Origin of the sequence: Cellvibrio sp. KY-YJ-3, from assembly GCF_008806955.1 — a bacterium.
Classification (GTDB): Bacteria; Pseudomonadota; Gammaproteobacteria; order Pseudomonadales; family Cellvibrionaceae; genus Cellvibrio.
On sequence record NZ_CP031727.1, the window covers coordinates 3,556,542 to 3,579,701 of the forward strand.

At 48.6% G+C, this 23,160-nt stretch carries 29 protein-coding genes; 12 read left to right on the top strand and 17 right to left on the bottom strand.

The window, feature by feature from the left end; translation table 11 throughout:
* Nucleotides 1–154: 154 nt before the first annotated feature.
* Nucleotides 155–1,258 (top strand): glycosyltransferase family 4 protein, encoded by a 1,104-nt coding sequence (locus D0B88_RS15010; RefSeq protein ID WP_151058188.1) that lies wholly within the window; start codon nucleotides 155–157, stop codon nucleotides 1,256–1,258.
* 3 nt (nucleotides 1,259–1,261) lie between these two features.
* Entirely contained in the window at nucleotides 1,262–2,065 is an 804-nt protein-coding gene (locus D0B88_RS15015; RefSeq protein ID WP_151058190.1) for a class I SAM-dependent methyltransferase, read from the top strand.
* Here D0B88_RS15015 and D0B88_RS15020 read toward each other — a convergent pair.
* The 4 genes from D0B88_RS15020 to D0B88_RS15035 form a co-directional block, all read right to left on the bottom strand.
* Complete coding sequence (locus D0B88_RS15020) at nucleotides 2,062–3,681, bottom strand: sulfatase-like hydrolase/transferase (protein WP_151058192.1); 1,620 nt, start codon at nucleotides 3,679–3,681, stop codon at nucleotides 2,062–2,064. The genes D0B88_RS15015 and D0B88_RS15020 overlap by 4 nt on opposite strands.
* Before the next feature lie 214 nt (nucleotides 3,682–3,895).
* A complete protein-coding gene (locus D0B88_RS15025) occupies nucleotides 3,896–5,281 on the bottom strand; it encodes a S9 family peptidase (protein WP_151058194.1) in 1,386 nt (461 codons plus the stop codon).
* A gap of 97 nt (nucleotides 5,282–5,378) precedes the next feature.
* A complete protein-coding gene (locus tag D0B88_RS15030) occupies nucleotides 5,379–5,672 on the bottom strand; it encodes a hypothetical protein (RefSeq protein ID WP_151058196.1) in 294 nt (97 codons plus the stop codon).
* A 261-nt stretch (nucleotides 5,673–5,933) separates the two neighbouring features.
* Nucleotides 5,934–6,140: a glycoside hydrolase family 88 protein gene (locus tag D0B88_RS15035; protein ID WP_225318391.1), complete on the bottom strand. Its 207-nt coding sequence runs from the start codon at nucleotides 6,138–6,140 to the stop codon at nucleotides 5,934–5,936.
* A gap of 89 nt (nucleotides 6,141–6,229) precedes the next feature.
* Between D0B88_RS15035 and D0B88_RS15040 the strand changes: the two genes are divergently transcribed.
* Together D0B88_RS15040 and D0B88_RS15045 are read left to right on the top strand one after the other, a co-directional pair.
* A complete protein-coding gene (locus D0B88_RS15040) occupies nucleotides 6,230–6,532 on the top strand; it encodes a hypothetical protein (protein WP_151058198.1) in 303 nt (100 codons plus the stop codon).
* A 106-nt stretch (nucleotides 6,533–6,638) separates the two neighbouring features.
* The gene (locus D0B88_RS15045) at nucleotides 6,639–6,842 is read left to right on the top strand and encodes a DUF2934 domain-containing protein (protein WP_007641941.1); all 204 of its coding nucleotides are present in this window, start codon (nucleotides 6,639–6,641) and stop codon (nucleotides 6,840–6,842) included.
* 43 nt (nucleotides 6,843–6,885) lie between these two features.
* On the opposite strand, the gene D0B88_RS15050 is transcribed toward D0B88_RS15045, so the two are convergent.
* Complete coding sequence (locus D0B88_RS15050) at nucleotides 6,886–7,326, bottom strand: DUF3592 domain-containing protein (protein ID WP_007641943.1); 441 nt, start codon at nucleotides 7,324–7,326, stop codon at nucleotides 6,886–6,888.
* A gap of 237 nt (nucleotides 7,327–7,563) precedes the next feature.
* Between D0B88_RS15050 and D0B88_RS15055 the strand changes: the two genes are divergently transcribed.
* Nucleotides 7,564–9,021 (top strand): GGDEF domain-containing protein, encoded by a 1,458-nt coding sequence (locus D0B88_RS15055; protein WP_151058199.1) that lies wholly within the window; start codon nucleotides 7,564–7,566, stop codon nucleotides 9,019–9,021.
* A gap of 119 nt (nucleotides 9,022–9,140) precedes the next feature.
* Here D0B88_RS15055 and D0B88_RS15060 read toward each other — a convergent pair whose 3' ends face one another.
* Nucleotides 9,141–9,347, bottom strand: coding sequence for a cold-shock protein (locus D0B88_RS15060; protein ID WP_007641948.1), 207 nt, complete (start codon nucleotides 9,345–9,347; stop codon nucleotides 9,141–9,143).
* A 392-nt stretch (nucleotides 9,348–9,739) separates the two neighbouring features.
* Here D0B88_RS15060 and fnr point away from each other — a divergent pair, with 392 nt between their 5' ends.
* From fnr to D0B88_RS15080, 4 genes are all read left to right on the top strand, one after another.
* A complete protein-coding gene (fnr, locus tag D0B88_RS15065) occupies nucleotides 9,740–10,498 on the top strand; it encodes a fumarate/nitrate reduction transcriptional regulator Fnr (RefSeq protein WP_007641951.1) in 759 nt (252 codons plus the stop codon).
* A 38-nt stretch (nucleotides 10,499–10,536) separates the two neighbouring features.
* A complete protein-coding gene (locus tag D0B88_RS15070; RefSeq protein WP_151058201.1) occupies nucleotides 10,537–11,133 on the top strand; it encodes a DUF4202 domain-containing protein in 597 nt (198 codons plus the stop codon).
* 53 nt (nucleotides 11,134–11,186) lie between these two features.
* Nucleotides 11,187–11,564 (top strand): SirB2 family protein, encoded by a 378-nt coding sequence (locus tag D0B88_RS15075; protein WP_151058203.1) that lies wholly within the window; start codon nucleotides 11,187–11,189, stop codon nucleotides 11,562–11,564.
* 303 nt (nucleotides 11,565–11,867) lie between these two features.
* Nucleotides 11,868–12,386 (top strand): hypothetical protein, encoded by a 519-nt coding sequence (locus D0B88_RS15080; protein ID WP_151058205.1) that lies wholly within the window; start codon nucleotides 11,868–11,870, stop codon nucleotides 12,384–12,386.
* A gap of 80 nt (nucleotides 12,387–12,466) precedes the next feature.
* Here the strand turns inward: D0B88_RS15080 and D0B88_RS15085 are convergent, their stop codons facing one another.
* From D0B88_RS15085 to D0B88_RS15095, 3 genes are all read right to left on the bottom strand, one after another.
* On the bottom strand, nucleotides 12,467–12,805 hold the full coding sequence (locus tag D0B88_RS15085) for a hypothetical protein (protein WP_007641961.1): 339 nt from the start codon (nucleotides 12,803–12,805) through the stop codon (nucleotides 12,467–12,469).
* Nucleotides 12,806–12,930: 125 nt separating this feature from the next.
* Entirely contained in the window at nucleotides 12,931–13,941 is a 1,011-nt protein-coding gene (locus tag D0B88_RS15090; protein ID WP_007641962.1) for a rhodanese-related sulfurtransferase, read from the bottom strand.
* A gap of 132 nt (nucleotides 13,942–14,073) precedes the next feature.
* A complete protein-coding gene (locus tag D0B88_RS15095; protein WP_151058207.1) occupies nucleotides 14,074–14,394 on the bottom strand; it encodes a BolA family transcriptional regulator in 321 nt (106 codons plus the stop codon).
* 130 nt (nucleotides 14,395–14,524) lie between these two features.
* On the opposite strand from D0B88_RS15095, the gene D0B88_RS15100 reads away from it, so the two are divergent.
* Complete coding sequence (locus D0B88_RS15100) at nucleotides 14,525–14,740, top strand: hypothetical protein (protein WP_040391814.1); 216 nt, start codon at nucleotides 14,525–14,527, stop codon at nucleotides 14,738–14,740.
* 136 nt (nucleotides 14,741–14,876) lie between these two features.
* Here D0B88_RS15100 and galK read toward each other — a convergent pair whose 3' ends face one another.
* The 3 genes from galK to D0B88_RS15115 all read right to left on the bottom strand — a co-directional run bounded on the left by galK (nucleotide 14,877) and on the right by D0B88_RS15115 (nucleotide 17,683).
* Entirely contained in the window at nucleotides 14,877–16,025 is a 1,149-nt protein-coding gene (gene galK, locus D0B88_RS15105; protein WP_225318392.1) for a galactokinase, read from the bottom strand.
* A 6-nt stretch (nucleotides 16,026–16,031) separates the two neighbouring features.
* Nucleotides 16,032–17,075 (bottom strand): UDP-glucose--hexose-1-phosphate uridylyltransferase, encoded by a 1,044-nt coding sequence (locus D0B88_RS15110; RefSeq protein ID WP_151058209.1) that lies wholly within the window; start codon nucleotides 17,073–17,075, stop codon nucleotides 16,032–16,034.
* 236 nt (nucleotides 17,076–17,311) lie between these two features.
* Entirely contained in the window at nucleotides 17,312–17,683 is a 372-nt protein-coding gene (locus D0B88_RS15115; RefSeq protein ID WP_007641976.1) for a diacylglycerol kinase, read from the bottom strand.
* 185 nt (nucleotides 17,684–17,868) lie between these two features.
* Here D0B88_RS15115 and D0B88_RS15120 point away from each other — a divergent pair, with 185 nt between their 5' ends.
* Nucleotides 17,869–18,411 carry a phosphatase PAP2 family protein gene (locus D0B88_RS15120; RefSeq protein WP_040391817.1) on the top strand — a complete coding sequence of 181 codons (543 nt, stop codon included), beginning with the start codon at nucleotides 17,869–17,871 and terminating at the stop codon, nucleotides 18,409–18,411.
* Nucleotides 18,412–18,532: 121 nt separating this feature from the next.
* Complete coding sequence (locus D0B88_RS15125; protein ID WP_151058211.1) at nucleotides 18,533–19,633, top strand: MJ1255/VC2487 family glycosyltransferase; 1,101 nt, start codon at nucleotides 18,533–18,535, stop codon at nucleotides 19,631–19,633.
* Between the two features lie 36 nt (nucleotides 19,634–19,669).
* Here the strand turns inward: D0B88_RS15125 and arfB are convergent, their stop codons facing one another.
* From arfB to rpoE, 5 genes are all read right to left on the bottom strand, one after another.
* Nucleotides 19,670–20,089: an alternative ribosome rescue aminoacyl-tRNA hydrolase ArfB gene (arfB, locus tag D0B88_RS15130; protein ID WP_007641982.1), complete on the bottom strand. Its 420-nt coding sequence runs from the start codon at nucleotides 20,087–20,089 to the stop codon at nucleotides 19,670–19,672.
* 1 nt (nucleotide 20,090) lies between these two features.
* Nucleotides 20,091–20,564 (bottom strand): SoxR reducing system RseC family protein, encoded by a 474-nt coding sequence (locus D0B88_RS15135; protein ID WP_151058213.1) that lies wholly within the window; start codon nucleotides 20,562–20,564, stop codon nucleotides 20,091–20,093.
* 16 nt (nucleotides 20,565–20,580) lie between these two features.
* Nucleotides 20,581–21,612, bottom strand: coding sequence for a MucB/RseB C-terminal domain-containing protein (locus D0B88_RS15140; protein WP_225318393.1), 1,032 nt, complete (start codon nucleotides 21,610–21,612; stop codon nucleotides 20,581–20,583).
* Nucleotides 21,613–21,700: 88 nt separating this feature from the next.
* Entirely contained in the window at nucleotides 21,701–22,426 is a 726-nt protein-coding gene (locus D0B88_RS15145; protein ID WP_151058215.1) for a sigma-E factor negative regulatory protein, read from the bottom strand.
* A 125-nt stretch (nucleotides 22,427–22,551) separates the two neighbouring features.
* Nucleotides 22,552–23,142, bottom strand: coding sequence for an RNA polymerase sigma factor RpoE (gene rpoE, locus D0B88_RS15150; RefSeq protein WP_151058217.1), 591 nt, complete (start codon nucleotides 23,140–23,142; stop codon nucleotides 22,552–22,554).
* Nucleotides 23,143–23,160 lie beyond the last annotated feature (18 nt).

Here is a 23,160-nt window from a genome sequence, read left to right on the forward strand (position 1 = left end):
AAAATCTTTAATAGTGAGAGGTAAACTCTATACGATGGCCGTGATCTTATGGGTCAGTCGCGCAATAGGCAAGGCAAGTCGCTGGTAATAGACCCTACACTAATAGAGAATTGCCGCGCGTGGGTTTATCGACATTTTCAACGAGTAGAGTGCAATGGCTAAAATTTATTTTGCAATTCCCGGCGATATCAACACCCTCACCGGTGGTTATGCCTATGACCGACGATTGATCGCAGAGTTGCGCGCACTGGGTCACAGTGTTGAACATCTGCAACTATCCTCTCGCTTTCCGCTGCCCGACACCAACGCACTAGCCGATGCCGCCGCGCAATTAGCTGCCCTCCCCGACCAGGCGCTGGTAATGATTGACGGCCTTGCTTACGGTGTGATGGAAACTATCGCGGAGCAGCATGCCTCGCGTTTAAATATTATTGCGCTGTGCCATCACCCACTCATGCTTGAATCGGGTTTATCCAGTGTGCAAATACAGCAGCTTTTTTTATCCGAACAACGCGCACTGAATGCGGCCAAGGCGGTGATAGTCACCAGCCCAATGACCGGTAAAATTCTTGCCGAACAATTTGCAATTCCCGCCGCAAAAATGACGATTGCATTGCCTGGCACCGATGCGCAAACCTTTGCCCCCTGTATCGGCAATCCGCCGGTGCTCTTGTGTGTGGCAACACTGACCCGTCGCAAAGCGCATGACGTATTAATCGATGCGCTCGCGAAGATTAAACAACTTGCATGGACGCTGCGCCTCGTGGGCGGCACAGAGTTTGACCCGGAATGGACATCGATACTGAAAAATAAAGTGGCGCAGTATGGGCTTGAACAGCGCATTGTTTTTCTCGGCAGCATTGCCGAACCAAGCAGCGAATACGCCGCAGCAGATGTATTTGTGCTGCCATCATTATTTGAAGGTTATGGAATGGCGTTTGCGGAAGCACTCAGTTTTGGTTTGCCAATTGTGGCGGCCCGCGCCGGCGCAGTGCCCGACGTAGTGCCTGAAAGCGCCGGTATTTTAGTTGCTCCGCAAGATTCCTCCGCGCTCACCGCTGCGCTGCAAGAATTGTTAACTGATACTGCCGCACGTAAAAAATTACAACAAGGTGCACAGGCTGCAGCGCGAAATTTACCCAGCTGGAAAGATACCGCTGCCGTAGTTGCAAAATTAAGCGCGCAACTAAGCGCGCAATTAACAGCAAAACTATCGACACAACCATCCATACAATCAATGGCAGGAAAAAGTGAGTAATCAATGAGTAGTTTTTCAATCGCATGGTTGGATTTACGCGAAGGCGCCGATTTTGCCGCGCGCGATAAAACATTGGTAACACAGGCGTTGAACTGGCTTGGTCAAGCAATAGACCGCGTATCACCCGACCGCATTATTGTTGACTTGGGTGCAGGTACTGGCTCCACGCTGCGCGCGCTGAGTAAATTGGGTGCAAACAATATTGTGTGGCGTTTGGTGGACCTGGATGGAAAATTATTGGATGAAGCGCTGCGTCGCCACGGCAAAAATTGTTTGATCGAAGACTATCAAGCCGATTTAACAATCATTGAGGAACTACCGCTGACCGGCGCGCACATAGTGTCGGCATCTGCGTTATTTGATTTGGCCTCAAGTACTTTTATTGATGCCTTAGTCGCGCGGCTCGATGCACGCAAAACCGCTGTTTATGCCGCCCTGAATTACGACGGCACAACCACTTGGTCACCGGCACATCCGCTGGATGAAAAAGTATTAACCGCATTTAACCAAGATCAGCACCGCGACAAAGGTTTTGGCCCCGCGCTTGGCCCGGACTGTACCGAATATTTACAAAAAGCACTGGAAAATAAAGGCTATGCGGTCTCCATCCAACCCAGCCCCTGGCAATTAGCAGCAAAAGATCACGCCATGTTGACCGAATTAATTAATGGTATTGCCGCTGCCGTGAGTGAAGGTTATGGGTTAACACCGCAGGCGCTGGAGAACTGGAAAAATTTTCGCATTGCCAATGTGGCCGACGGCAATTGCACAGTCGGCCATTGGGATTTGCTCGCACTACCGCGTTAATGTTCAGGTAGCGAAAACGCCTCAATAAATTTATTACGCAACTCATTCATAGGCCACACCGGTGCATCTGCAGCGGGCACCATTCCACTGCTCCACTGCCAGTGCGCCACTGCATTTATCAATGCGGAGTCGCGGGTAATTAAATGGATTGGCACATCGCGGTTAACCGTTTTAATGTCGCCCGTTTCGCCCGTAACAATCGGCGCTGGCTGGTGGTCACCCAATACCAACACCACCATATTGTCATCGCCGTAATTCATCACGTAAGACGCGATAGTCTCCAGCGCATATTCAATCGCCAAACGAAATTGTAAACGGATACGCGCTGTTTCCTTCCAAACTTCTTCCGGGCTATCACCACTCATCGCTTGCGCATTAAATACAGTGCCATCACCAACCGCATTCCAATCAATCAATTGTGGAATGGGTGTCCAGGGCGCGTGGGATGAAATCAGCGCGATCTCTGCCATCACTGGTGTAGGTGTCGCGCTGGGCGATTGTGCAGCAAGCTCCCGCGCATGAAATGCAGCAAGCGTGTATTGATCCGGCATGGTCACCCAATTAAAAGGTTTACCCGCGTAACCGAAATTGTGTGCATCATAAATTTGGTCGTAACCATAATAATTTCCTTCCGGCCAATCCATAGTAATCGCGGGCATTACCGCCACAGTGCGCCAACCTGCGGCATTAAATACGCGATTAAGTGTAGGCCGCTCGCTCATCATCAAACTGTTGTAGCGAATCTGATTATCAATCCACAAACCCGACATAGCGGTACCGTGAGCCAACCAACTCAAACCACCCAGGGTAGGTGAAGTTAAAAAACCACTGCGCACCGCAAAACCTTTTTCCGCTAATTCCTCACTCGTGCGCGCCAGCAAGGGGCGAATATGTGGCGCAAACTCAGGGTTATCCAACACCGTGCGCCCATAAGATTCTACAAATATGACCAACACATTTTTATCGCGCAACAACGCCAATACATTCTCATCAGCACGCACGGGGTCATCACTTTTATCCAGCTGCGCACGAAACAATTTCATATCTGCTGCCGTAGCCAGCATGTCATGGGTATGCGCCGATAAATGTTGATAGAACTTCATTGCCGCAAATGGCGACCCGACAAAAAACAACACCAACCACAACACCAAACCAACCGTTAAAACCACCGCCGATGTACGCACAGAAACCAGCAACAACTGCCGCACCCGCCCCAACACCCAAAAAGCCCCCACCACAATTATCAACACCACAAACAACAGCAATACCGCTATCGCCAAGGTGCCCGCCCGACCAATTGTTCCATCGAGTAAATTCATCCCGTTAACCAACAAATAACCATCAAACAACGGATTAAACGGCCGCGCGAACACATTGAAAGTCGCCATATCCGCACAGGTAAAAATCACACCCACCGCCAATAACACCGCCGCCATCCATCGCACCGCCATACCAACGCGCCCCGACAGCAGGAGCAACAACCCAATTACCACCAATTCCAGAGGGATAACTAAAAAAGACGATGCGTTAATAGCACTGATACGATTCGGAATAACCAACGCAATAAAAATCAAAACAAGCGCAGCAATATTCAAACTGGATTGAAAACGAAACAAAAGCGCCTCCCGTTAGTAACGATGCGAACAAAAACCCATCTCCCAAGCATAATGGATACGCAGTCACGGGCGCAAAGGTTGTATATGTAGCTTTCCAGTGCAGACAATTCTAACTCCACAAACAAAACACCCGAGCTTGGCTCGGGTGTTTTGTAGGAAACATTTTATAAAGTAAGCGGACGTTCGATACCCATTGTTCATATTCCCTTTTGTATCACTCATCCGGATAAACACGGTCGGTGATCCAGCTACTCAAGGTTTCGAAAACTCCCGGCGCCATACGACTTTTGGTGGGCAATTCTGACAGTGAATGCCCAGCACCTGGAAAAATTTTAATTGTGAAATCCTTGTGTTTTGCCTCCGTGAGCACTCGCCTCATATTTTCCGCGGTTCGAAAAGCAGGTGTTACAGAATCCAACTCACCAAACAAACCAAGAACTGGACAAGTCACTTTCCCTAATGCGTGTTGTGGATTAAACGTTAAGACGTGATTCCAGTCCCAGCGTATTTCTTCCAGCGATTTATATTCTCCACGGGATTGAAAAAATGAAAAACCGTCAGTTTTAATTAGCTCTGCTTCCTGCTGTTTGAATTGCTCCCAACCTTTTCCTGTCTTGGCAACTTGTAACCATAACTCGACAAAGGACAGTTGCCGTTGAATTACCTCCTTTGGCTCTTTTACATCACGCAGCACTGGTTCAACCTGATACTGCAGAGTTTCCCATAAGGGCTCCATAAATCCTGAAGAGTTGATAGCAAATGCTACATCTTTTGATTTTGATGCAACATAAGTCGCTAGCATACCTCCTTCACTTGAACCCCATAGGCCAATCCTTTCTGGATCAATATCTTTATGTTGCTGCAAAAAATTCAAAGCCGCCAATACATCATTGGCGAGATCATCAGGATAATACGAGGATTTCATCGCCGTCCCCGTTGACGCATCGATGCGCAGACCTGTGGATTCACCCGTTCCACGTTTATCAAAAATCAGAACAGCGAGCCCCAACGAGGAAAAGAAATGAGGATAAGGCCCAAAGCTGTTACGAGTGAGGGGGCCTGAACCATGCAACAAAATGATCGCAGGCTTGCGGCCTTTCGAGGGTGGAAGAATCAGTGTCCCTGAAAGTTTTGCATCTGCCTGTTGAAAAAATACTTGCTCCTTGCGTAGCTGAACCCGAGTCGCGAGCGATTCTGTCCCGTCCGCACGGCGAAGCCTCAGCCCCGTGGTCACACCTTGCTTGTTTTTCATCAGACGAACAGTCAGCTCTGTCGGATTCTGCGTATTGAATCCCGGCCCCATTACAAATTCCGTTTCATTGACAGGGAACAAACGCCGCACGACACCTGAGGCGTAATCCGAAATAAGCATTGCTTTTTCACCATTATCCATAACAAAACGGTCGATGCCCATAAGATGACCATCGACTTGATAGTTCCCATAGTACGCGTCATCTTCACTAGCCTCTGCTTCAGCAGATCCCGCAGAAAATGCAGAGTTTGGAAGAATTACTATCGCTAAAATAAAAAACAGTGTTATCAGCAGACCACAATTGAATAAGCGAAATTGCCCTCGCAAATTTGATTTATAGAATGCCATACGCTACTCCAATATTTGTTACGCTTTTGATTCTATGTAAACAAGACCACGACTTAAATTGGCGTGGCAGGTATTGATTTTTTACCGCAGTCGCTTGTTATACATTTTCGAGTATCTGGGCTATTGCTTGGAGCAAGATTGAACTAGCAGCGAAGAAGGCCCCAGCAGCATTCCATTTTGATTGTGCAGAAAATGTGGCGGACATATCCCAACCATCCAAGCTTACCGATGCGTAATTTGGACTCTCTCCACGCTTGCCAGCTTCTTTTTCGCGATTTTTCATAGCTTTTTCATGGCTAACTTTTATAACGCTAGCGCGCAACCAGCTCGCTGCTGAAATTAGCCCGAGCACAATTGATGTCGCTGTTAGATACAAAGAGCAGGTTTCCATTGGTTCGCGCTCCTATAGCACTTTTTCTAGTTTTACCTGGTTAACTTAGCAATTTTTTCAATTGGCATTTATGGGAGGCTACAACCTTAATAGAGCCGATACACGGCACCAGCAACTTATTTTCTGCTTTGGGCGCGCTACTGACATAAAAATCTGTTGCAGTTCAAAAACTTGGACTTTAACAGACTCTAGCAGCAAATTGCATTACAGCCCATAACCAAACCACCCCGCTCACCTTTTCATTTTTTATGGCTGCATTTTTTATTTACTCACCAAACGATACATTTCAGCGGCGGCCAATAAAAAAGCGCCCACACCAAAATTAGCAGTTGAATTGGCATCCACTACCTGACCAGGAATCGCTCTTTCGCCGATTGGCTGAACGTAACCGAGCTTACCGTTGGTTTGTAGTGCGGTTTCACTCAGGTAGAGCCTTGCAAGCATATCGTCACCCCACTGCTTTTGCATCCTGTTGACCCATATCAAAACAACACTGACCGCAGCTGTTTTAATAGCGCGACTGTTAATAACGAGTATCCACTTAAACGGAATCGATAATGAGACAACGTGTTTACAAAAAAATGGCGGGGACTTCTGCCGTGTTTATCCCCGCCGAGTTCAACCATGCATCGCCCGTTGAACGCGATGGTTTAGTCTGGACGGATAGTGAATTGAGCATGCCGGAAAGCCCGCAAACTATGCAGTGGAAACCACCGCTAGACAGCTCACTGGCATTGGAAGGATTGGAAGAGTACGACCCACCTGCAGCGGGTGATGCGCGCTATGTAACTAAATTGGGGCTCGCGTTTGTGTATATCGGGAAAATTCGCGGCTGGGTCGCGCTGACAGATTTTGTATGAGCATTCCTCACGCGTCAGGATATAAAACCCTATATGGGGCGTAACACACCGAAAAGGAATTTGATGACTGTTATAAAAAGAACTCATTCATTGTGAGGAGTTCATCATGCCTAACGAACACGAGATCCGCGAACTGGCTTATTACCTTTGGGTATCTGAAGGTAAACCCAGCGGGCAAACCGATCGACATTGGCAAATCGCCACCAAGATGGCCGCCGAACAAAAACATGGATCGCCGTCGCCCAAAATATCCACTGATCCTTCAGAAGCAAAAGGCACAACAGAACCCGAACAGCCTGATCAAACCTAGTGTTTTAATAGCAGCGAAACCCTGTTGGCAAATCGTGCGAGCCTTATTGAGTCCGTCGCCAGATCACAAAACCCAACCACACAAAACCGACTGAAAAAAGCAGCCCGATAAAATGACTGCGGGAAATACCGACAGCAATGACGGCGATATTTTTATCGTCGGGGTCTACATAAACCTGAATCAGCTCGCCATTTTTTAGCGCTGTTTGCGGGCGACTAATGCCAAACCCGATACGAGTGCCGCGATATTCTTTACCATCCACCTCGTAGCTATATTCCAACCAACGCCCACCGTAATAACCTCCTGCCAAGGCACCGCGCAATTCGTTGGTGACGGTACCTTTGTGCACTGGCCAATGCGCGGCAGCAGTACTTTTATAAATATTGCTCGCGCTGGATAAAAACAACATACCAGCCGCAACTATGCACAATCCAAAAAAAAGTGAGCGCAGACGTTGATATTTTTTCTCGTTGTCGGGATTCATTTACACTCTCGCAAAAAATTTAATTACCAATCACCCGCAGCCTTATCAAATACTGATAAACACAGCCATTACAGGGCATTACACCAAGAACGCCCTCACTTTACCTGCAATCACTTCCTCGTCAACCAATAGAAAACAAAAATTATCGCGCCACAAAAAAGAAACCCTATACTTCACAGCAGGTTAGATAGCAATTGGACAGTTGCTACTGGAGAATTAAAAGCTGGAGACTTTTTTTTGGACAGTTTGAATCATTACCGGGCACTTTCCCCGACCAAACTCTGGCGGGTTGGCAGCCGTCGGGATAAAACCATTATTTTTGGTGGCTGGTTTGCGCTGGTGCTGGCAAGTATCGCGCTCGGGTTGCTATCGGTAATAAAAAGTTGGTCGGGTATACCGCTGGATTTTGGCGGTGTCACTGTTTATATCACCGTTTACCCGACCCTGATTATTTGTTTATTCCTCACCCTCACCTGCGGTTGGCGCTGGGGGGCAATTCCTGCTTATTTATCCACGCTTTCACTGGCGCTTTATTCGGGCATGCCATGGCATTGGGCGATCATTTTTGCCTGCGCGAACCCATTGGGTTTTGCGATTCTGGCGGTTGGCTATCAAGCGATTCCAGCGAATAAAAACTTACGCGACTTCAATTCATTATTGTTTTATATCCAGCTGAGTTTTGTGGCGAGCATTTTTAGCTCCAGCGGCGCACTCATTTGGTGTAATACCAACCACATTGATCGCACTGCCCTGTTAGCAATTTGGCAGGGTTGGTGGCTGGGCGCATTTTTGCAGAGTGTATTTATTGTGGGCCCACTGCTCGCGCTCTTGTGGCCCAGAATTGCGCGCTGGCAACAACATCACCCTGCCTATTTACGCCTTGCCAGCGGCAATGTACGGCGCTCGGTATTACGCTTGCTGGGGGCAATTACCACCGGTGTGCTGGTGTACGGTGCGGCTACGATTCAGTTAGCGAGCAATCAGTTGGATCGCGCGCTTATCACTAGCAGCAGTTCCATGAGTGCTGAAGTGAGTAATGCCATCATGATTCTGCAGCAGACCACTTGGGTATTTTTTTGGGTATTCGCGATGATTATTTTATTTATCGCGTTTTTTGGCTACCAGCTGTTTACCCGCTGGCAACGTTCAACCAATGAATTATTAAGTGATCTGCACAGCGCCAACGAAAGCCTGGAGTGCCTTGCCCAAACTGATGGCCTTACCGGTCTGCTCAACCGTCGCACTATGGATGAACGCTTGAGCAGTGAATGGCTCCGCACCAGCCGCATGGGCAGCGGCGGCGCACTGGTGATATTGGATATCGACCATTTTAAAAATATTAATGATCATTACGGTCACGCCGCGGGTGATGCGGTGATCCGCAGTATTGCGCAGGCGATACAAGCGGAAGCGCGCGGGATGGATATCGCCAGCCGTTATGGAGGCGAAGAATTTGTGATTTTACTGCCGCAAACCGACGCAGAAGGTGCACTGCAATTTGCCGAGCGGATGCGTAATCGCATTGCGACAACTGCGGCTTATCACGAGACCAAAGAACTGCGCGCAACGATTAGTTTGGGCGTGGCTATTTTTTCTGCGCAGGACACCTCCTTCAGCGCATGGCTCGCGCGGGCGGATCAGGCGCTGTACCGCGCGAAAGAAGCGGGACGCAACCGCGTTATGGTGGCGAGTTAACTCGCATTCACCACATTACTATTCCCATCACAAACAAAAATCCCATCAAAAAAAAGCCGCCCGGGATTAAACCGGGCGGCTTCCTATTACTGCTTGCTCAAATGCGCAAGCACGGCGAATTACAAACCAATTACGTTCTCGGCTTGTGGGCCTTTTTGACCGGGTTTTACGTCGAACTCTACACGCTGGCCTTCAGCCAGGGTTTTGAAACCTGAACCGCTGATTGCGCTGTAGTGAACAAATACGTCCTGGCCGGCCTCGCTAGCGATAAAACCAAAACCTTTAGACTCGTTGAACCATTTAACGGTACCAGTGCTTCTAGCCATAATAAACCTCGATGTTTCTTTAAATAAAAATGAATACCCCAAGTGGGATTGCGCTGGCGGATTCAGATCTTACTTATGAAAAACAAAACGAGGTGCTAAGAGATTCACTGCTAGTACAACGATGTGACTTACCATAAATAATGCTGCTAACTGGCCAGCCGGGCCAATATATTATCCGGCCCGCTGCAAGTAAAGAGGGTGATTTGACAAAGATTATGGCTTTTTAGTTATAAGGCAGCACTACTCCGCGACCTCTCCCGTCGGATTAAATTTCTCCAGACATTTGAGCTAAATCAACTATTTACCGCCCCCGTTAAAGCTGCAACAATCACTCATCATACTGTTGGCGCGGAGTTTTCCTGCCATAGTCTTATATTCGAGGTGGTGGACCCATGACAGCTAATCAGAACATTGTAAAAACCCAGGATTCAAGCTGCCCTCACGATAAGCGCGTCAGCTGCGGCAATTGCCGTTTAAATACTATTTGCTTGCCTATCAGCCTGCACATTGAAGATATCGACCGCCTGAACGGCATTATCCAACGCGGTAAACCGCTACAAAAAGGCGATTACCTCTATCGCGCTAATGACCACTTTCACTCGGTGTATGCCATTCGTTCGGGTGCAGTAAAAGCACTGACCCTGAGTGATAACGGTGAAGAACAAGTCACCGGGTTTTATTTGCCCGGCGAGGTAGTTGGCATGGATGGTATTGCCGACAATCGCTACACCAATTCAGTAATCGCATTGGAAACCGCATCGGTGTGCGAAATTCCGTTTAATCGCATGGAAGAATTGAGCTTGCAAATCCCTAATCTGCAACGTCACTTTTTTCAATTGATGAGCCGCGAAATTACCCAGGATCAGCAAATTATTACCCTGCTGAGCAAAAGCAGCGCCGAAGAGCGCATTGCCGCCCTGCTGCTGAGTATTTCCAGCCGCAATAGCCGCCGCCAGCTATCGGCCAATGCCTTCCGCTTACCTATGTCGCGCACCGATATTGGCAATTATTTGGGCCTGACCATTGAAACAGTCAGCCGTATTTTTACTCGCTTGCAAAAACAGGAGGTGATTTCTGTGGATAAAAAAGAAGTCCTCATCACTAACATGGAGTTGCTGCGCAATATCGCCAATGGCGATGGCCACTGCTAACCACTGCAAGCACCTGCAATAAACCACGAGCACCTACAATGATCAGCAACCAGCGTTTGCAAGACACCCTCGCCGCATTTGATGCCGCCAACCTGCAAGACCCGAATAGCGAAATAGTAGAAGGCAAAACCGTTGCCAAAGAATGGATTTATGCCCAACGCATGAGTGCACAGCTGTCACGTTTTTGCCCTGATGCATCCGAGGCGTTACAGCTCGCGACACGCAGCCAGCATATTTGTCGCTGGAAGATTCCGCGCTCTGACTACCCAATGGATCGCAGCGGCTATAAAAAGTGGCGTCTGGATTTAGCGCAAATGCACGGCGATATCGCCGGTGAAATTATGGCCGCACAGGGTTACGACGAAACAATCATCTCTCGCGTAAAAGACTTGCTGCTTAAACGCAGTTTAAAGCGCGATGAAGAAGTACAAACACTGGAAGATGTGATTTGCCTGGTGTTTATTGAATTTTATTTAGAAGACTTTGCCAGCAAACACGATGAAGTAAAACTGATTGATATTATCCGCAAGACCTGGAACAAAATGTCACCCAAGGGCCATGACGCCGCACTGAAATTACCACTGAGTGACAGCATGCTCGCACTGGTAGGTAAAGCGCTCACCCCGGACACCTGAGTTTATTACCAACAATTTCAATAATTTTCACATAAACAAAAAAGGAAACGACCGTGTATTTAGCCCTTAAACATTTGCATTTAACTTTTGTTGTACTTTCGCTGCTCATTTTTTTAGTGCGCGGTGTTTTGTTGTTTATGAATTCATCCATGTTGCATAAAAAACTGCTAAAAATTGCCCCCCACATTATCAACACCATTATGTTGGTCTCGGGTATTGTGCTCGCGGTACATTTGGGCATGAAACCAGGTGAACAGCCATGGTTGATGGCAAAAATTATTGGTTTGGTTGTTTTTATTATTCTGGGTGTAGGTGCCTTTAAAGTTAGCAAACCCCTGGGGCAAAAAATTCTATGGATTGACGCACTCGTAGTATTCGCTTACATCATCAGTGTCGCCATCACCAAAAGCCCGATGGGTTTCTTCGGTTAATGTTTCAATCGCACCAGTGGTTTATCACTACTGGTGCAATCTTGCATGCCCATCATCTGATTTTCCCCACGCCTATTCTGTTTCTCCCGAGCCAACCATCTCTTGACCTTCTGAATTAAGCATCGCCCCTGATAGTGAGGCTAAGGGGTAATTATTTGTATTTTTGGCGGGTTGGCCTAGGCTTAGATCTATAAGTAATTAGTAAGGGCTATTTTATTTACAATACTTGACGTTTCTTAAAAAGTGATTTATATCACGTATCTGCTGTTTAGCTTTCCAATAACTTTAATAATGGCGAACCCTATGAAGAAGATATTTTTGATCATCACCCTTATTTGTTTTTCACCATTCAGCCTCGCTTGCGACGAAACCTGTAAACGCGCCAAGGCCGAAGCGGCAAACAATATTAAGTTTGCCAGCTACCTCAACCAGAAATATTGCAAAACTACCGGGATGGATTTTTTACTGCATGGGCGCAAGAGCTTGGAAACCTATCGCGAAAAACAATTGCCAACGGCGCATCGCGGCGGAGCAAAGAATATCCGCAACTTTATTTTGCAACGCAAAGACTGGCTACAAGAGTGCGATAACTATCTGCAATTGACTGAGCAAGGCCGTATTTTCCGCGATAAAGAAAGCACGGAAAAAATTCTTGCATCGCTGAATGGCACTGCTGAAGAGCTGCACAAAATCATGATGCGCCCCCGTGCGGAAGTGGAAAGCCTGGAGTTGGTTACCGCACCGGCAGGGCAAAAATTTGATGAGCTGTTTAAAAATGTGGATGCACACTACCTTGAATTGCAACGCCGCGGCTTGCTTTAAGTAAGCGATAAAATCGGCACAACCACCGCAATAAAAAACCGGCACATGGCCGGTTTTTTATTGCGCGCTGGAACCCGCGATCAGGATTTCTTTTTCAACGAGAGCACTGGCCGTTCAGGTTTGTCGGGACGTTCTGCAAAATGCTTGGCCAACTCTTCCCGCGCTTTTATCGCTTCGGATTTAGCATCGGCTACCGGGCTGGAATGCCAGGACTTGGGCGCGCTGCCGCTGGCTTTTGCCAGAAACTCCAGGCCAGATCGCAATAGCCTTGCCTGATCGACAAAACTAATACCCTCTGGAAATTTGCCGGGATAAACATCACTCGGGTCCTTGGGGTTTCCTTCGATACGAATACTAAAACCACTCGTATGTGTCGCTGTGCCGGCAGCCATATCGGCCACCCAATCCTCAAAATTCATAACTACCACTGATGATGATTAACGGAACCTGCATTAAATCATAAACTATTTATGTGACAAAATAGCTATTGGCTATTTAGCGGGGCCACCTAAAGCACCCCCCGGCTAAGTACAAACTTATTTGCTCAACCATTTACTGCAGCGGCATTTTCAGCCGCCGCTGATTTGCGGCGCTGTTCTTCGCGCAACTCCAGTTTTTGTGCCCGACGCAGTTGACGCTCGGGCGGCAACACACCTATGTGCGCTTGATTGCGCTGTTTGGCCAGCTCGATTTGTTTTTGACGCTCGGAAAAACGTGTTTTTTGTTCCTCAGTGAGTTTGTCAAAACAGCGCGGGCAGCACACACCCAACATATAGCGCTCTGACTGTTTGTCTTCTTCGGTAATGGGATAACGGCAACCATGGCACTGGTCGTAAATGCCTTTTTCTAATTTGTGATTGACGGCCACGCGGTTATCAAACACAAAACATTCACCACGCCACAGGCTCTCCTCTTCCGGCACCTCCTCCAGATATTTAAGGATGCCGCCTTCCAAGTGATAAACCTCTTCAAACCCCTGCTCTTTCATGTAAGCCGTTGATTTTTCGCAGCGGATACCACCGGTGCAAAACATGGCGACTTTTTTATGTTTGCTTGGGTCAAGATTCTCTGCCACGTAAGCCGGGAACTCGCGGAAAGTTTCGGTTTTGGGATCAATTGCGCGCTCAAAGGTACCGATTTCATACTCATAAGAGTTGCGGGTATCAATCACTACCACATCCGGGTCGCTAATCAACGCATTCCAATCTTTGGGTTTCACATAGGTGCCCACGATTTGTTGTGGATCGATACCGTTCACACCCATGGTTACGATTTCTTTTTTGAGTTTGACCTTCATACGGTAGAAAGGCTGCTCGTCATAAAATGACTCTTTATAACTGAGGTTATCAAAACGACCATCAGCATCCAGAAATGCGCGCAAGGCATCTATCGCCTCACGAGTACCTGAGACAGTACCGTTGATACCCTCTTCCGCCAGCAATAGCGTCCCTTTAATGCCCTGCTCGTCACAGAAAGTCTTGAGGCGCGGTACCAGCGTTTCATAATCGGGTAATTTGACGAACTTATAGAGGGCGGCAACAACAATCTGACTCATAGATAGCACTTAACAATGTGGGGTTAAACGTAGGGTTAAACGTAAAAATTAAACCTGAAACTAGGCTAGATAAACCTTCACAGATTACTGGGCGCGCATTATAGGCGCTTGTTTTTTGTACAGCCAGTATTATTAATGGTCGTGTTTACTGCCACCAAGACATTGGGGTGACGCCGAAACCACTGCACTTGCCAACCACTCATCCGGGCTGAACGTGTGCAGCGCCAAAGCGTGAACACCATTTTGCAGCTCTTCGGCAAGGCAAGCATAAATAGCTTGGTGGCGCTGTACCTGACGCTTACCTGCAAATGCGGCCGCCGCGAGTACAACTTTGAAATGGGTTTCTGAACCAGGAGGCACCGAATGCATATGGCTTTCGTTAATCACTTCCAGATGCACAGGTTGAAACTCTGCCGCTAGCTTGGTCAGGATACGATTTTCAACAGGTTTCATAAGGTCACCGCAGGGTACAAAATTTTACGCGCATTCTAACGGCAAAGACCTACACTGTGTTGACTTGGAGCAACTAGTCGCCACTTTCTTACAGAGTAATCACCATCCACCTAGGTAAATGGGATTCATCATGAGCGGTTACCGATTTTTTATCGATCGTCGTAAAGGTAATGATCGCCGCCTTGACCGCGACCCCTGCAAATACCTGCCGCTCGACCTTTACCACCGCAAACGCCGCAAATCCACCGAACGCCGCGCCGCTGATCGCACTCTGGAACAAGATCTGGAAGCATTTTTAGGTCTTTCAACCTCCCCGCCCCCTAAGGATTCAGGTAACTCCCATTAAGTTACCCCTCTATTTACTATCTGGATTTAAAACTGATTTAGCTGAATTCATGAATAACTGGCTAGCAAAAAAAAGCCCCGCACAAGGCGGGGCAAACAACGACATAAGGGAGAAAAATTACCGCAGTTACTGCAGATTAAAACGCCCCGGCACTGGCTTTAGCGCGGATTAGCGTAGGAATACAGCCGGTGCGGGCTTGATATTTCGTTTCCACGGCAGCTATCAGCTGCGGAATAACTGCCGCAGGCGCCACGGCCACTACACAACCACCAAAACCACCACCGGTCATACGTGCGCCAGCCTTACCGGCACCCGCTTCCACTAGAATGTCAACCAGGGAATCAATCGCCGGAGTGGTGATATTGAAGTCGTCGCACATGGAGGCATGGGATTCAACCATCACCTTGATTAATGCAGGTAGATCACCGGCCGCCAACGCTTCTGCCGCCGCCAAGGTGCGTGCATTCTCGGTTAATACATGGCGCGCACGACGAAAGCTCAATTCATCCAACTCACCTTCAGCGGCCAGCAACTGCGCAAGCTCAACCGCGCGCAATGAAGTTTGACCAAAAAATGCCGCGGCGGTCTCACATTGCTGACGGCGCTGATTGTATTCACTGTCCACCAAACCGCGTTTCACGCCGCTGTGCACGATCAGAATTTCCCAATCGGCGGGCATAGGCACAGGGCGCACCGATAAATCCTGGCAATCAATCAATAACGCCGAATTTTCCTGCCCGCGCGCGGAAATAAGCTGATCCATAATGCCGCAGTTACAACCGACAAAATGGTTCTCTGCCGCCTGCCCAATCAAGGCTGCTTCCGTCGGGTCAACAGCTTCACCACTGAGCGCCAGCAAAGCGCGAATCAGGGCAATCTCCAACGATGCCGAGCTACTCAGCCCCGCGCCAGCAGGCACATTACCGGCGATGTATAAGTCACCACCCGCCAGAGTGAACCCTTTTTTGCGCAACTCCTGCACCACACCGCGCACATAGTTGGGCCAGGACTCAGCCGCGTCATGTTGTTGTACTGCATCCAGATCAACAACACAGGACGCATTATCAAAGTTGTAGGCAACCAAATGCAGTTGGCGATCATCGCGCGGAGCAAGTGCGATAAAGGTGTTGTAATTAATCGCGGCGGGTAGCACGAAGCCGCCGTTGTAATCCGTATGTTCACCGATGATATTGACGCGCCCTGGCGCCTTCACTGTGGTGACCGGTTTAAAACCAAAGGATGCTTCAAATAATTCGCTCACACGAGCGGCAGAGAGAGTCGTCACGCCCGCTTACCTCAATCTAAAATGAACAGGAGATTGCTGACGCAACCGCTCAGCGGCTTGTTCAGGTGACAAGTCGCGCTGTGCTTCGGCCAACATTTCATAACCCACCATAAACTTGCGCACCGTGGCGCTGCGCAGCAATGGCGGGAAAAAGTGTGCATGCAACTGCCAATGACTGGCGTCATCTGCAGTGAATGGGGCCCCGTGCCAACCCATGGAGTACGGAAAGGAACACTCAAAGAGGTTGTCGTACCGGGCAGTAATGTCGCGCAATATATCGCCCAAACTCACTTGCTCAGCTTCGGTCAACTCGGTGATACGCGCACGCGCCTGCTTAGGCAGCAATAAGGTTTCATAGGGCCAAGCTGCCCAAAACGGCACCACCACCAGCCAATGTTCGTTTTCAACAACAACCCGCTCGCCGCTCGCCGATTCTTTGCGGGCGTATTCCAATAACAAGGATTGTTGGTGCTGCTGATAATAGGTGCGCTGTTGCTGATCCTCTTTGCTCACCAGTGTAGGTAGCTGGGACTGCGCCCAAATTTGTCCATGGGGATGGGGATTGGAACAGCCCATCACCGCACCTTTATTCTCAAAAATCTGTACGCTGGCAAAGCGTTTACCTAACTCGGCGGCCTCTTGCATCCAGGTGCTGATCACCGCGCGGATCTCTTCATCGTTCAATAACGGCAAGGTTTTGCTGTGATCCGGAGAAAAACAGATAACCCGGCTGCTGCCGTATTCCGCCTGGATTTGAAACAACGGGTCGCTGGATTTAGGGGCATCCGGCACTTCTGGCATAAGTGCAGCGTAATCGTTAGTAAATACAAAGGTAGTTTTATAAACCGGATTGATTTCACCACCCGCTCGTAGATTGCCGGAGCAGAGATAGCAGTTGGGATCATGGGCGGCACTTTCCGGCCATTGATTGGATTCTTGCTGACCCTGCCAGGGGCGCTTGGTACGGTGCGGGGAGATTAACAACCACTCGCCAGTAAGCGGATTGAAACGGCGATGAGGATGCTCATTGACCGAAAAGGTTTCTGTCATACACTACCTACTTTGGCATATAAATATGATAATTAAACAATGAGCCTAATTTAACCTAATAGCCAGAAGATCACAATCCGTAATTCTCTTTTTTTCCTGTGTATTCCTCACATAGGGGCGAGTTCTGGATGAATCCCAATCAAACAGTAAGCTTTAGGATGAATTTACGATCACAAAAAATACAAAACCCCGGCAAGATAACTTGCCGGGGTTTGGAGAAACAAACCTATCAATCATCAAGCGAAGCGGTTAAACGCCACTATGCCCCAAACTATTGCGAGTAATAATAAACTCATAAATACCAGTGCCGAACCTATATCCTTTGCGCGCCCTGATAGCTCATGGCGCTCGGAACCAGTGCGATCCACCACTGCTTCAACCGATGAGTTTGCCAGCTCTGCCATCCACACCCAAAAAATACTGCTGATTAATAAAATCAACTCTATGTGAGTTTGCGCCAACCAAAAGGCAACTGGAATCAGCAACACGCCCATGGTTATTTCCTGACGAAATGCCGCTTCGTATTTCCAACTGGCGGACAAACCTTTCATCGAATAACCAAATGCATCAATCACCCGCGCTATGCCAGTTTTACCAGGCTTACCCATTTATCTTCTCCACATTTGTCAGTTAGATGCCAACCAAGGTCCAATACAACCCCGCTTGTCAGTTGTCATTCGAGCTTCACCAAGTATTCACAGAAGCGTCACAAAGCAGTGCTAAAAATGATTGCGGAGAGAGCCCAATGCACTGTCGCTCTCATTCATCTGCAAATCATTAATGGCGGTGAATCATGAACACTTTCCTACAGCGAGTCCATCACCTGGACACCCTTGCATTCTTGTGGGTACATGTGACAAAACGCTTTCAATATCGTCGCTCGGTAAGATTTATTTCCGCCACCGGCGACGGCCCGGTTTATTTGTGTATCGCGCTGATGCTGGTATTGCTCGAACCCAAAGCGGGCATCACATTTTTTTGGGCGGGCATTATCGCTTATAGCTTTGATGTGAGTCTTTACCTGCTGCTGAAAAACCTGATTAAACGCGATCGCCCCGCAGTAAAAATTACCACTTACCAAGCATTTATCACCCCGTCCGATCAGTTCAGTTTTCCCTCCGGCCATACCGCTGCCGCATTTTTATTTGCCTGTTTGGTATGGCAGTTTTACCCCGCGTTTGCCCTGCCCTGTTTTGTGTGGGCCTCGGCCGTTGGCATAAGCCGCGTACTACTCGGTGTTCATTATCCGACTGATTTAGTGGCCGGTGCACTGTTGGGCAGTGCCTGTGCATTTTGGGGAATTTATTTGCATCAACTGCTTATTGCACTGCATTAATTGCTGCACTGCACTGATTGTTGCACTGCGCTAATTTTCTTTACAGCCAGCCTTGCATCAGTCTAACGGCGCGCTGGTCATAACATAACGCGCGCGCTTTTCACTTCAGGAGCAAAACCGCATGAAAATTTTATACGGCGTTCAAGGCACAGGAAATGGCCATACGACTCGCGCGCGGATCATGGCCACAGCACTGACCGATGCAGGAGCTCAGGTTGATTGGGTATTTTCCGGGCGCGAACGCGCTGACTATTTTGATATGCAAACCTTCGGTGATTTTAAATCCTTTCGCGGGCTAACCTTTGCAACCGAACACGGTAAAGTTCGCTACTTAAAAACCCTGCTGACCGCAAATATCCGCCAACTATATCGCGATGTAAGAAGCCTGAATGTGGAAGGCTATGATTTTATTATTAACGACTTCGAACCCGTCAGCGCTTGGGCAGCCAAACTCGCCGGGAAAAAAGTCATTGGCATCTCGCATCAAAACGCTTTTTTTTACGACATACCCAAAGCAGATGACAATATTTTTGTGCGCTGGTTTATGCGCAACTTTGCACCGGTAACACAGCCGATTGGCTTGCATTGGCATCACTTCGGCCAACCTATTTTGCCGCCATTGGTGGAAACCAGTCACTACCCAAATATCTCCACCCCCAAACACTATTTGGTGTATCTGCCGTTTGCAGGGCTGGATGACATACTGCCACAGCTGCGTGAATTTCCTGACTATGAATTTTTTGTGTATCAACCCGTTCCCGCTGCCTACGACGAAGGCCATATCCATATCCGCCCTTTTTCACGTGAAGGATTTCAAATGGATTTGCATCGCTGTGAAGGTGTTATTTGCAGTGCGGGTTTTGAATTGCCAAGCGAAGCCATACATTTAGGCAAAAAAATTCTGGCCCAGCCCGTCGCCGGGCAAATGGAACAAAAATCCAATGCCATGGCGTTGGAAAAACTAGGTTTAGGCACCGAGGCAAAACAATTTGATGTAGCCACTCTCGCACGTTGGCTACCGCAACCCGCACCCAATGGACCACGAAATTACCCTGACGTTGCCAAGGCACTGGTTGATTGGTTGATTACCAGTCGCGGGAAAAATATGGAGGTTTTACAGCAGCAGTTGTGGCAACCACTGATTCAGCAGGATCGTCTGGAGCTGAGTGAAAAGAAGCAAAAAGAAAGTGTAAGTGTATTGGCTAAGTCAGCTGGGTTTTAAATAACCCGAGGCAACCAACCAAATGGGCAAGGCGCGCTAATCAAAGGATATTTTTTTCTGCCGCGCTGATTTAATGCTGCCGCGCTGGGTTTTTTCATCCATGCGGCGCTGTTTGGAAGAGAATGTCGGGCGTGTGGCGTGGCGAGGCTTCTCAATTTTTATCGCGCCAAGAATTATTTCCCGCAATCGCACTAAAGCATCATCGCGATTCTGTTCCTGCGTGCGGTAAGTCTGTGCCTTGATAATTAAAACCCCGTCGTTGGTGATACGTTTATCACCTAATGCCAACAGGCGGGATTTACAAAAATCGCTTAACGAAGAATTGGGGATATCAAAACGCAAATGTATCGCACTCGACACCTTATTGACGTTCTGGCCACCCGCCCCCTGGGCACGCATGGCAGTCAGCTCGATCTCACTCGGCGGAATAACGATGGAGGCATTGATACGCAACATCTCAGTGTTGTTCTGCAGGTTCGAAAAAACGCAGTGGTTTTTGCTCATCCACTAACACTGGCTGTAACTCGCGATCAAAACGGGTTCGCCAGGAATGCCAGCGAACGATAAACCCACCAAGAATCAAACCGGTAAAACCGGCCAGTGTTGTCAGCAACTCATGGGCAAAGTAGTTATGTGCCAGCGCTGTCAACACAACCAGGCTAATCACCGGCACCAGATAAACCAGCAACGAACCTTTAGCGACTACCTCTTCGGGAATTCCAATTTGGATTTCATCTCCCACGCGGTACTGCGCGGAATCGCGACCATCCAACAATACCCAGATGTAGGCAGTGTGGCCATCCAACTTACTCAATAGACTTTGACCGCACCCTTTTTCCGCTTTGCAGGAACCACAGGCCGTTTTTTGGATGGTCTCCACCCAAACACCCTCAGCTTCCAAAGATACGATACGGCCAGTTTCAACAATCATGGGACACCTGAACGATTTAAATTCCAGCTATATTCTGCGCAATTTTTTGCGCGGTGACGACAGGAATTTCACCCACTACGGTGATGCGGTAATTTTTATTGGCGTGACGCAGTGAATCCATCACCGCCAAAGTAGCGCCGCGCTGGGCAACACCTTCCGGGATCGAACCACTGGCCTCTTCGATAAACACAGAAAAGGTGGTCAAGCCATCGGTATACATCAACATATCAATCTGGTTGCGCACCTGGCGCTGTCCTACAAAAGCAAAACCCGGCGGAACCCACACCAAATTCCACCGCTCAGCTTGTTTAGCATCGGTTGGGTTGCAATCAGCCACTTGCGGTGTTGCCGCACGATGTAAGCGTGCTTTGGGTTCCCGCAAGTTCTCGATTTCCGGGCTTAGATCGAGATCGATAAATTGATAGCGTTCCAGCGGGCGCGCGGATTCATCCACTAACCAGGATTTGAGCACCAAGCCGGTTTCATTGTCGATAGTCAGCAAGGAGCTATGACGGAATTGATCCAATGGCAGTGCTAGAAGAGCAGTTGCCTCACGCCCTGCGACACGCTCAGGTCCGCGAATTTCAAACTTGTAGAGCTGATCCATACGTGCAAGGTTGGCACCAAACTGGCTAATTTTGCCCTGTAACAACTGATCTCCCAGCGATTCACAACCAATCGCTTTACCCGTGCGCAGCACCTCCCGTTCCGGTCCATTCAAATGCTGCAAACGTTCGTGCTCTACGCCGTCTTCAACCCAATGAATGATGCGAAAGCTCTGCAGCGCAGGATTATCCTTATGTTGATAGGTAAACGAACCTTGGTAATTAAGGGTATGAGGGATAGTCGCCATTTTGCGCAACAGGTTGGCAACTTCAGGCGATTGGGTCGCCATAGGTGCAACAGTATTTATGGCATCGGCTGAATGAGCTGAGCTATTGAGCCCATCTGACTGGGCCAACACAGTCAGAGGAAAAATAGCGACGAAAGGAATAAAACGAGTAACGCTGGAACGAATAAGCTGACGGATAAGAACGGGGATCAACATGCTTGTCTCGGGAGTGTGGGATCAGGGGAGCAGCATAACTACTCCACCTGCTTTTACAAGGATCCGGACAGAAAGGGGGATATAAAAACTAGTCCTCTTCGACCAGAATCACTCGAGTATAAGGCAACATACCTTGCCCGCTATTGAGCGACGCGTTGTCGGTATGCTCTTGGATTAACTGGTTTACATAACTACTCACATCTTCGTTGTACACGGGTGCCACTTGTTGACGCGGTACAAACATCACTCGACGGCTCTCTTGCGGACGAGACTCATAACCACTTTGTACGGCAACAGTGCGCGCAGACAATGCAGGTGCATTAATGCCAGAGGGTAGATTTGCCGCTTTGGTTTCTACTGCCGGTGCAGGCGCCGCAGCCATGGTGCCAGCCGCCATATCAGCAGGGTTAGCACCGGGAGTTTGATATTGTTGAACACCAAGAATTACCGCCCCCGCTACCGAAGCAGCAACGGCGACACGCCCAGCTTGTTGCCACCAGCGCAAAGGCATGGCAACTACATTCGAACCTGCAACAGACGTTTGTTCTGCTACATCACTGATGGCTGATGCCGAATAGGTTTCTTCCGCCTCAATGGCTGCACTCACACGCGAGGCAAAATCGCTTGAAGCAAGAACCGGAATATCACCCTTTAAGCCTGCACTGGCGATCTGGTAACGCGCCCAGGTGGACTTCAGTTCAGAATCCGAGTCCAGCGCTTTAAGTAAACGCTGTAGCTCAAGCTCGGAAGCCTGATTGTCCATTAGTGCTGATAAAGATTCGGCAAGCACTGGTGGTTGAGTTTGCTCTGTCATTCTCGCTGGCGCCTCTGTGCAAATGCTGGTGAAGATTCGGTTATGTAGCTCTGTACTCGATATGACTGGATACTAGTCAATTGGTTCAAAGATTTACAAAAAAATGTGAAAGTTTTTAAAGATGGCTAAATGTCCTCAATGAGCGGCTTGATTCGTTTATCAATTGCCTCTCTGGCGCGGAAGATGCGCGAACGCACCGTACCTACAGGGCACTCCATGGCCTCAGCAATTTCCTCGTAACTCAGACCATCAATCTCCCGCAAGGTTACCGCTGTACGCAGATCGTCAGGGAGATCTTTAAATGCCTGGGCGATGGTATTTTCAAGCTCCTCACACAACACATTGTGCTCGGGAGTGTTGAGTTCATGCATACCATCATTGCCATCAAAGAACTCGGCATCTTCAATTTCTACATCGCTGGACGGCGGACGGCGGTTGCGCGCCACAATATGATTCTTGGCCGTATTAATCGCAATACGATAAATCCAGGTGTAAAACGCACTATCGCCGCGAAAATTGGGTAGTGCGCGATAGGCCTTAATAAACGCCTCCTGGGCGACATCCTGAGCTTCGGCATGATCGCGGATAAACCGGCTAATCACCGCCAGCACTTTGTGCTGGTACTTAATCACTAGCAAATCAAACGCGCGTTTATCGCCTTTTTGAACTCGCTCGACCAATTGCTGATCAACATCAGGCGCTAGTTGCGCTGTCATTCTTTAAACCCCCAAGGG

Bases quoted from the DNA above. Each gene is read 5' to 3' on its own strand.
- D0B88_RS15010 (WP_151058188.1), top strand. From the start codon at position 155: ATGGCTAAAATTTATTTTGCAATTCCCGGCGATATCAACACCCTCACC.
- D0B88_RS15015 (WP_151058190.1), top strand. From the start codon at position 1,262: ATGAGTAGTTTTTCAATCGCATGGTTGGATTTACGCGAAGGCGCCGAT.
- D0B88_RS15025 (WP_151058194.1), bottom strand. From the start codon at position 5,281: ATGGCATTCTATAAATCAAATTTGCGAGGGCAATTTCGCTTATTCAAT.
- D0B88_RS15030 (WP_151058196.1), bottom strand. From the start codon at position 5,672: ATGGAAACCTGCTCTTTGTATCTAACAGCGACATCAATTGTGCTCGGG.
- D0B88_RS15035 (WP_225318391.1), bottom strand. From the start codon at position 6,140: ATGCAAAAGCAGTGGGGTGACGATATGCTTGCAAGGCTCTACCTGAGT.
- D0B88_RS15040 (WP_151058198.1), top strand. From the start codon at position 6,230: ATGAGACAACGTGTTTACAAAAAAATGGCGGGGACTTCTGCCGTGTTT.
- D0B88_RS15045 (WP_007641941.1), top strand. From the start codon at position 6,639: ATGCCTAACGAACACGAGATCCGCGAACTGGCTTATTACCTTTGGGTA.
- D0B88_RS15050 (WP_007641943.1), bottom strand. From the start codon at position 7,326: ATGAATCCCGACAACGAGAAAAAATATCAACGTCTGCGCTCACTTTTT.
- D0B88_RS15060 (WP_007641948.1), bottom strand. From the start codon at position 9,347: ATGGCTAGAAGCACTGGTACCGTTAAATGGTTCAACGAGTCTAAAGGT.
- fnr (WP_007641951.1), top strand. From the start codon at position 9,740: ATGACAGCTAATCAGAACATTGTAAAAACCCAGGATTCAAGCTGCCCT.
- D0B88_RS15070 (WP_151058201.1), top strand. From the start codon at position 10,537: ATGATCAGCAACCAGCGTTTGCAAGACACCCTCGCCGCATTTGATGCC.
- D0B88_RS15080 (WP_151058205.1), top strand. From the start codon at position 11,868: ATGAAGAAGATATTTTTGATCATCACCCTTATTTGTTTTTCACCATTC.
- D0B88_RS15085 (WP_007641961.1), bottom strand. From the start codon at position 12,805: ATGAATTTTGAGGATTGGGTGGCCGATATGGCTGCCGGCACAGCGACA.
- D0B88_RS15090 (WP_007641962.1), bottom strand. From the start codon at position 13,941: ATGAGTCAGATTGTTGTTGCCGCCCTCTATAAGTTCGTCAAATTACCC.
- D0B88_RS15095 (WP_151058207.1), bottom strand. From the start codon at position 14,394: ATGAAACCTGTTGAAAATCGTATCCTGACCAAGCTAGCGGCAGAGTTT.
- D0B88_RS15100 (WP_040391814.1), top strand. From the start codon at position 14,525: ATGAGCGGTTACCGATTTTTTATCGATCGTCGTAAAGGTAATGATCGC.
- D0B88_RS15110 (WP_151058209.1), bottom strand. From the start codon at position 17,075: ATGACAGAAACCTTTTCGGTCAATGAGCATCCTCATCGCCGTTTCAAT.
- D0B88_RS15115 (WP_007641976.1), bottom strand. From the start codon at position 17,683: ATGGGTAAGCCTGGTAAAACTGGCATAGCGCGGGTGATTGATGCATTT.
- D0B88_RS15120 (WP_040391817.1), top strand. From the start codon at position 17,869: ATGAACACTTTCCTACAGCGAGTCCATCACCTGGACACCCTTGCATTC.
- D0B88_RS15125 (WP_151058211.1), top strand. From the start codon at position 18,533: ATGAAAATTTTATACGGCGTTCAAGGCACAGGAAATGGCCATACGACT.
- arfB (WP_007641982.1), bottom strand. From the start codon at position 20,089: ATGTTGCGTATCAATGCCTCCATCGTTATTCCGCCGAGTGAGATCGAG.
- D0B88_RS15135 (WP_151058213.1), bottom strand. From the start codon at position 20,564: ATGATTGTTGAAACTGGCCGTATCGTATCTTTGGAAGCTGAGGGTGTT.
- D0B88_RS15140 (WP_225318393.1), bottom strand. From the start codon at position 21,612: ATGTTGATCCCCGTTCTTATCCGTCAGCTTATTCGTTCCAGCGTTACT.
- D0B88_RS15145 (WP_151058215.1), bottom strand. From the start codon at position 22,426: ATGACAGAGCAAACTCAACCACCAGTGCTTGCCGAATCTTTATCAGCA.
- rpoE (WP_151058217.1), bottom strand. From the start codon at position 23,142: ATGACAGCGCAACTAGCGCCTGATGTTGATCAGCAATTGGTCGAGCGA.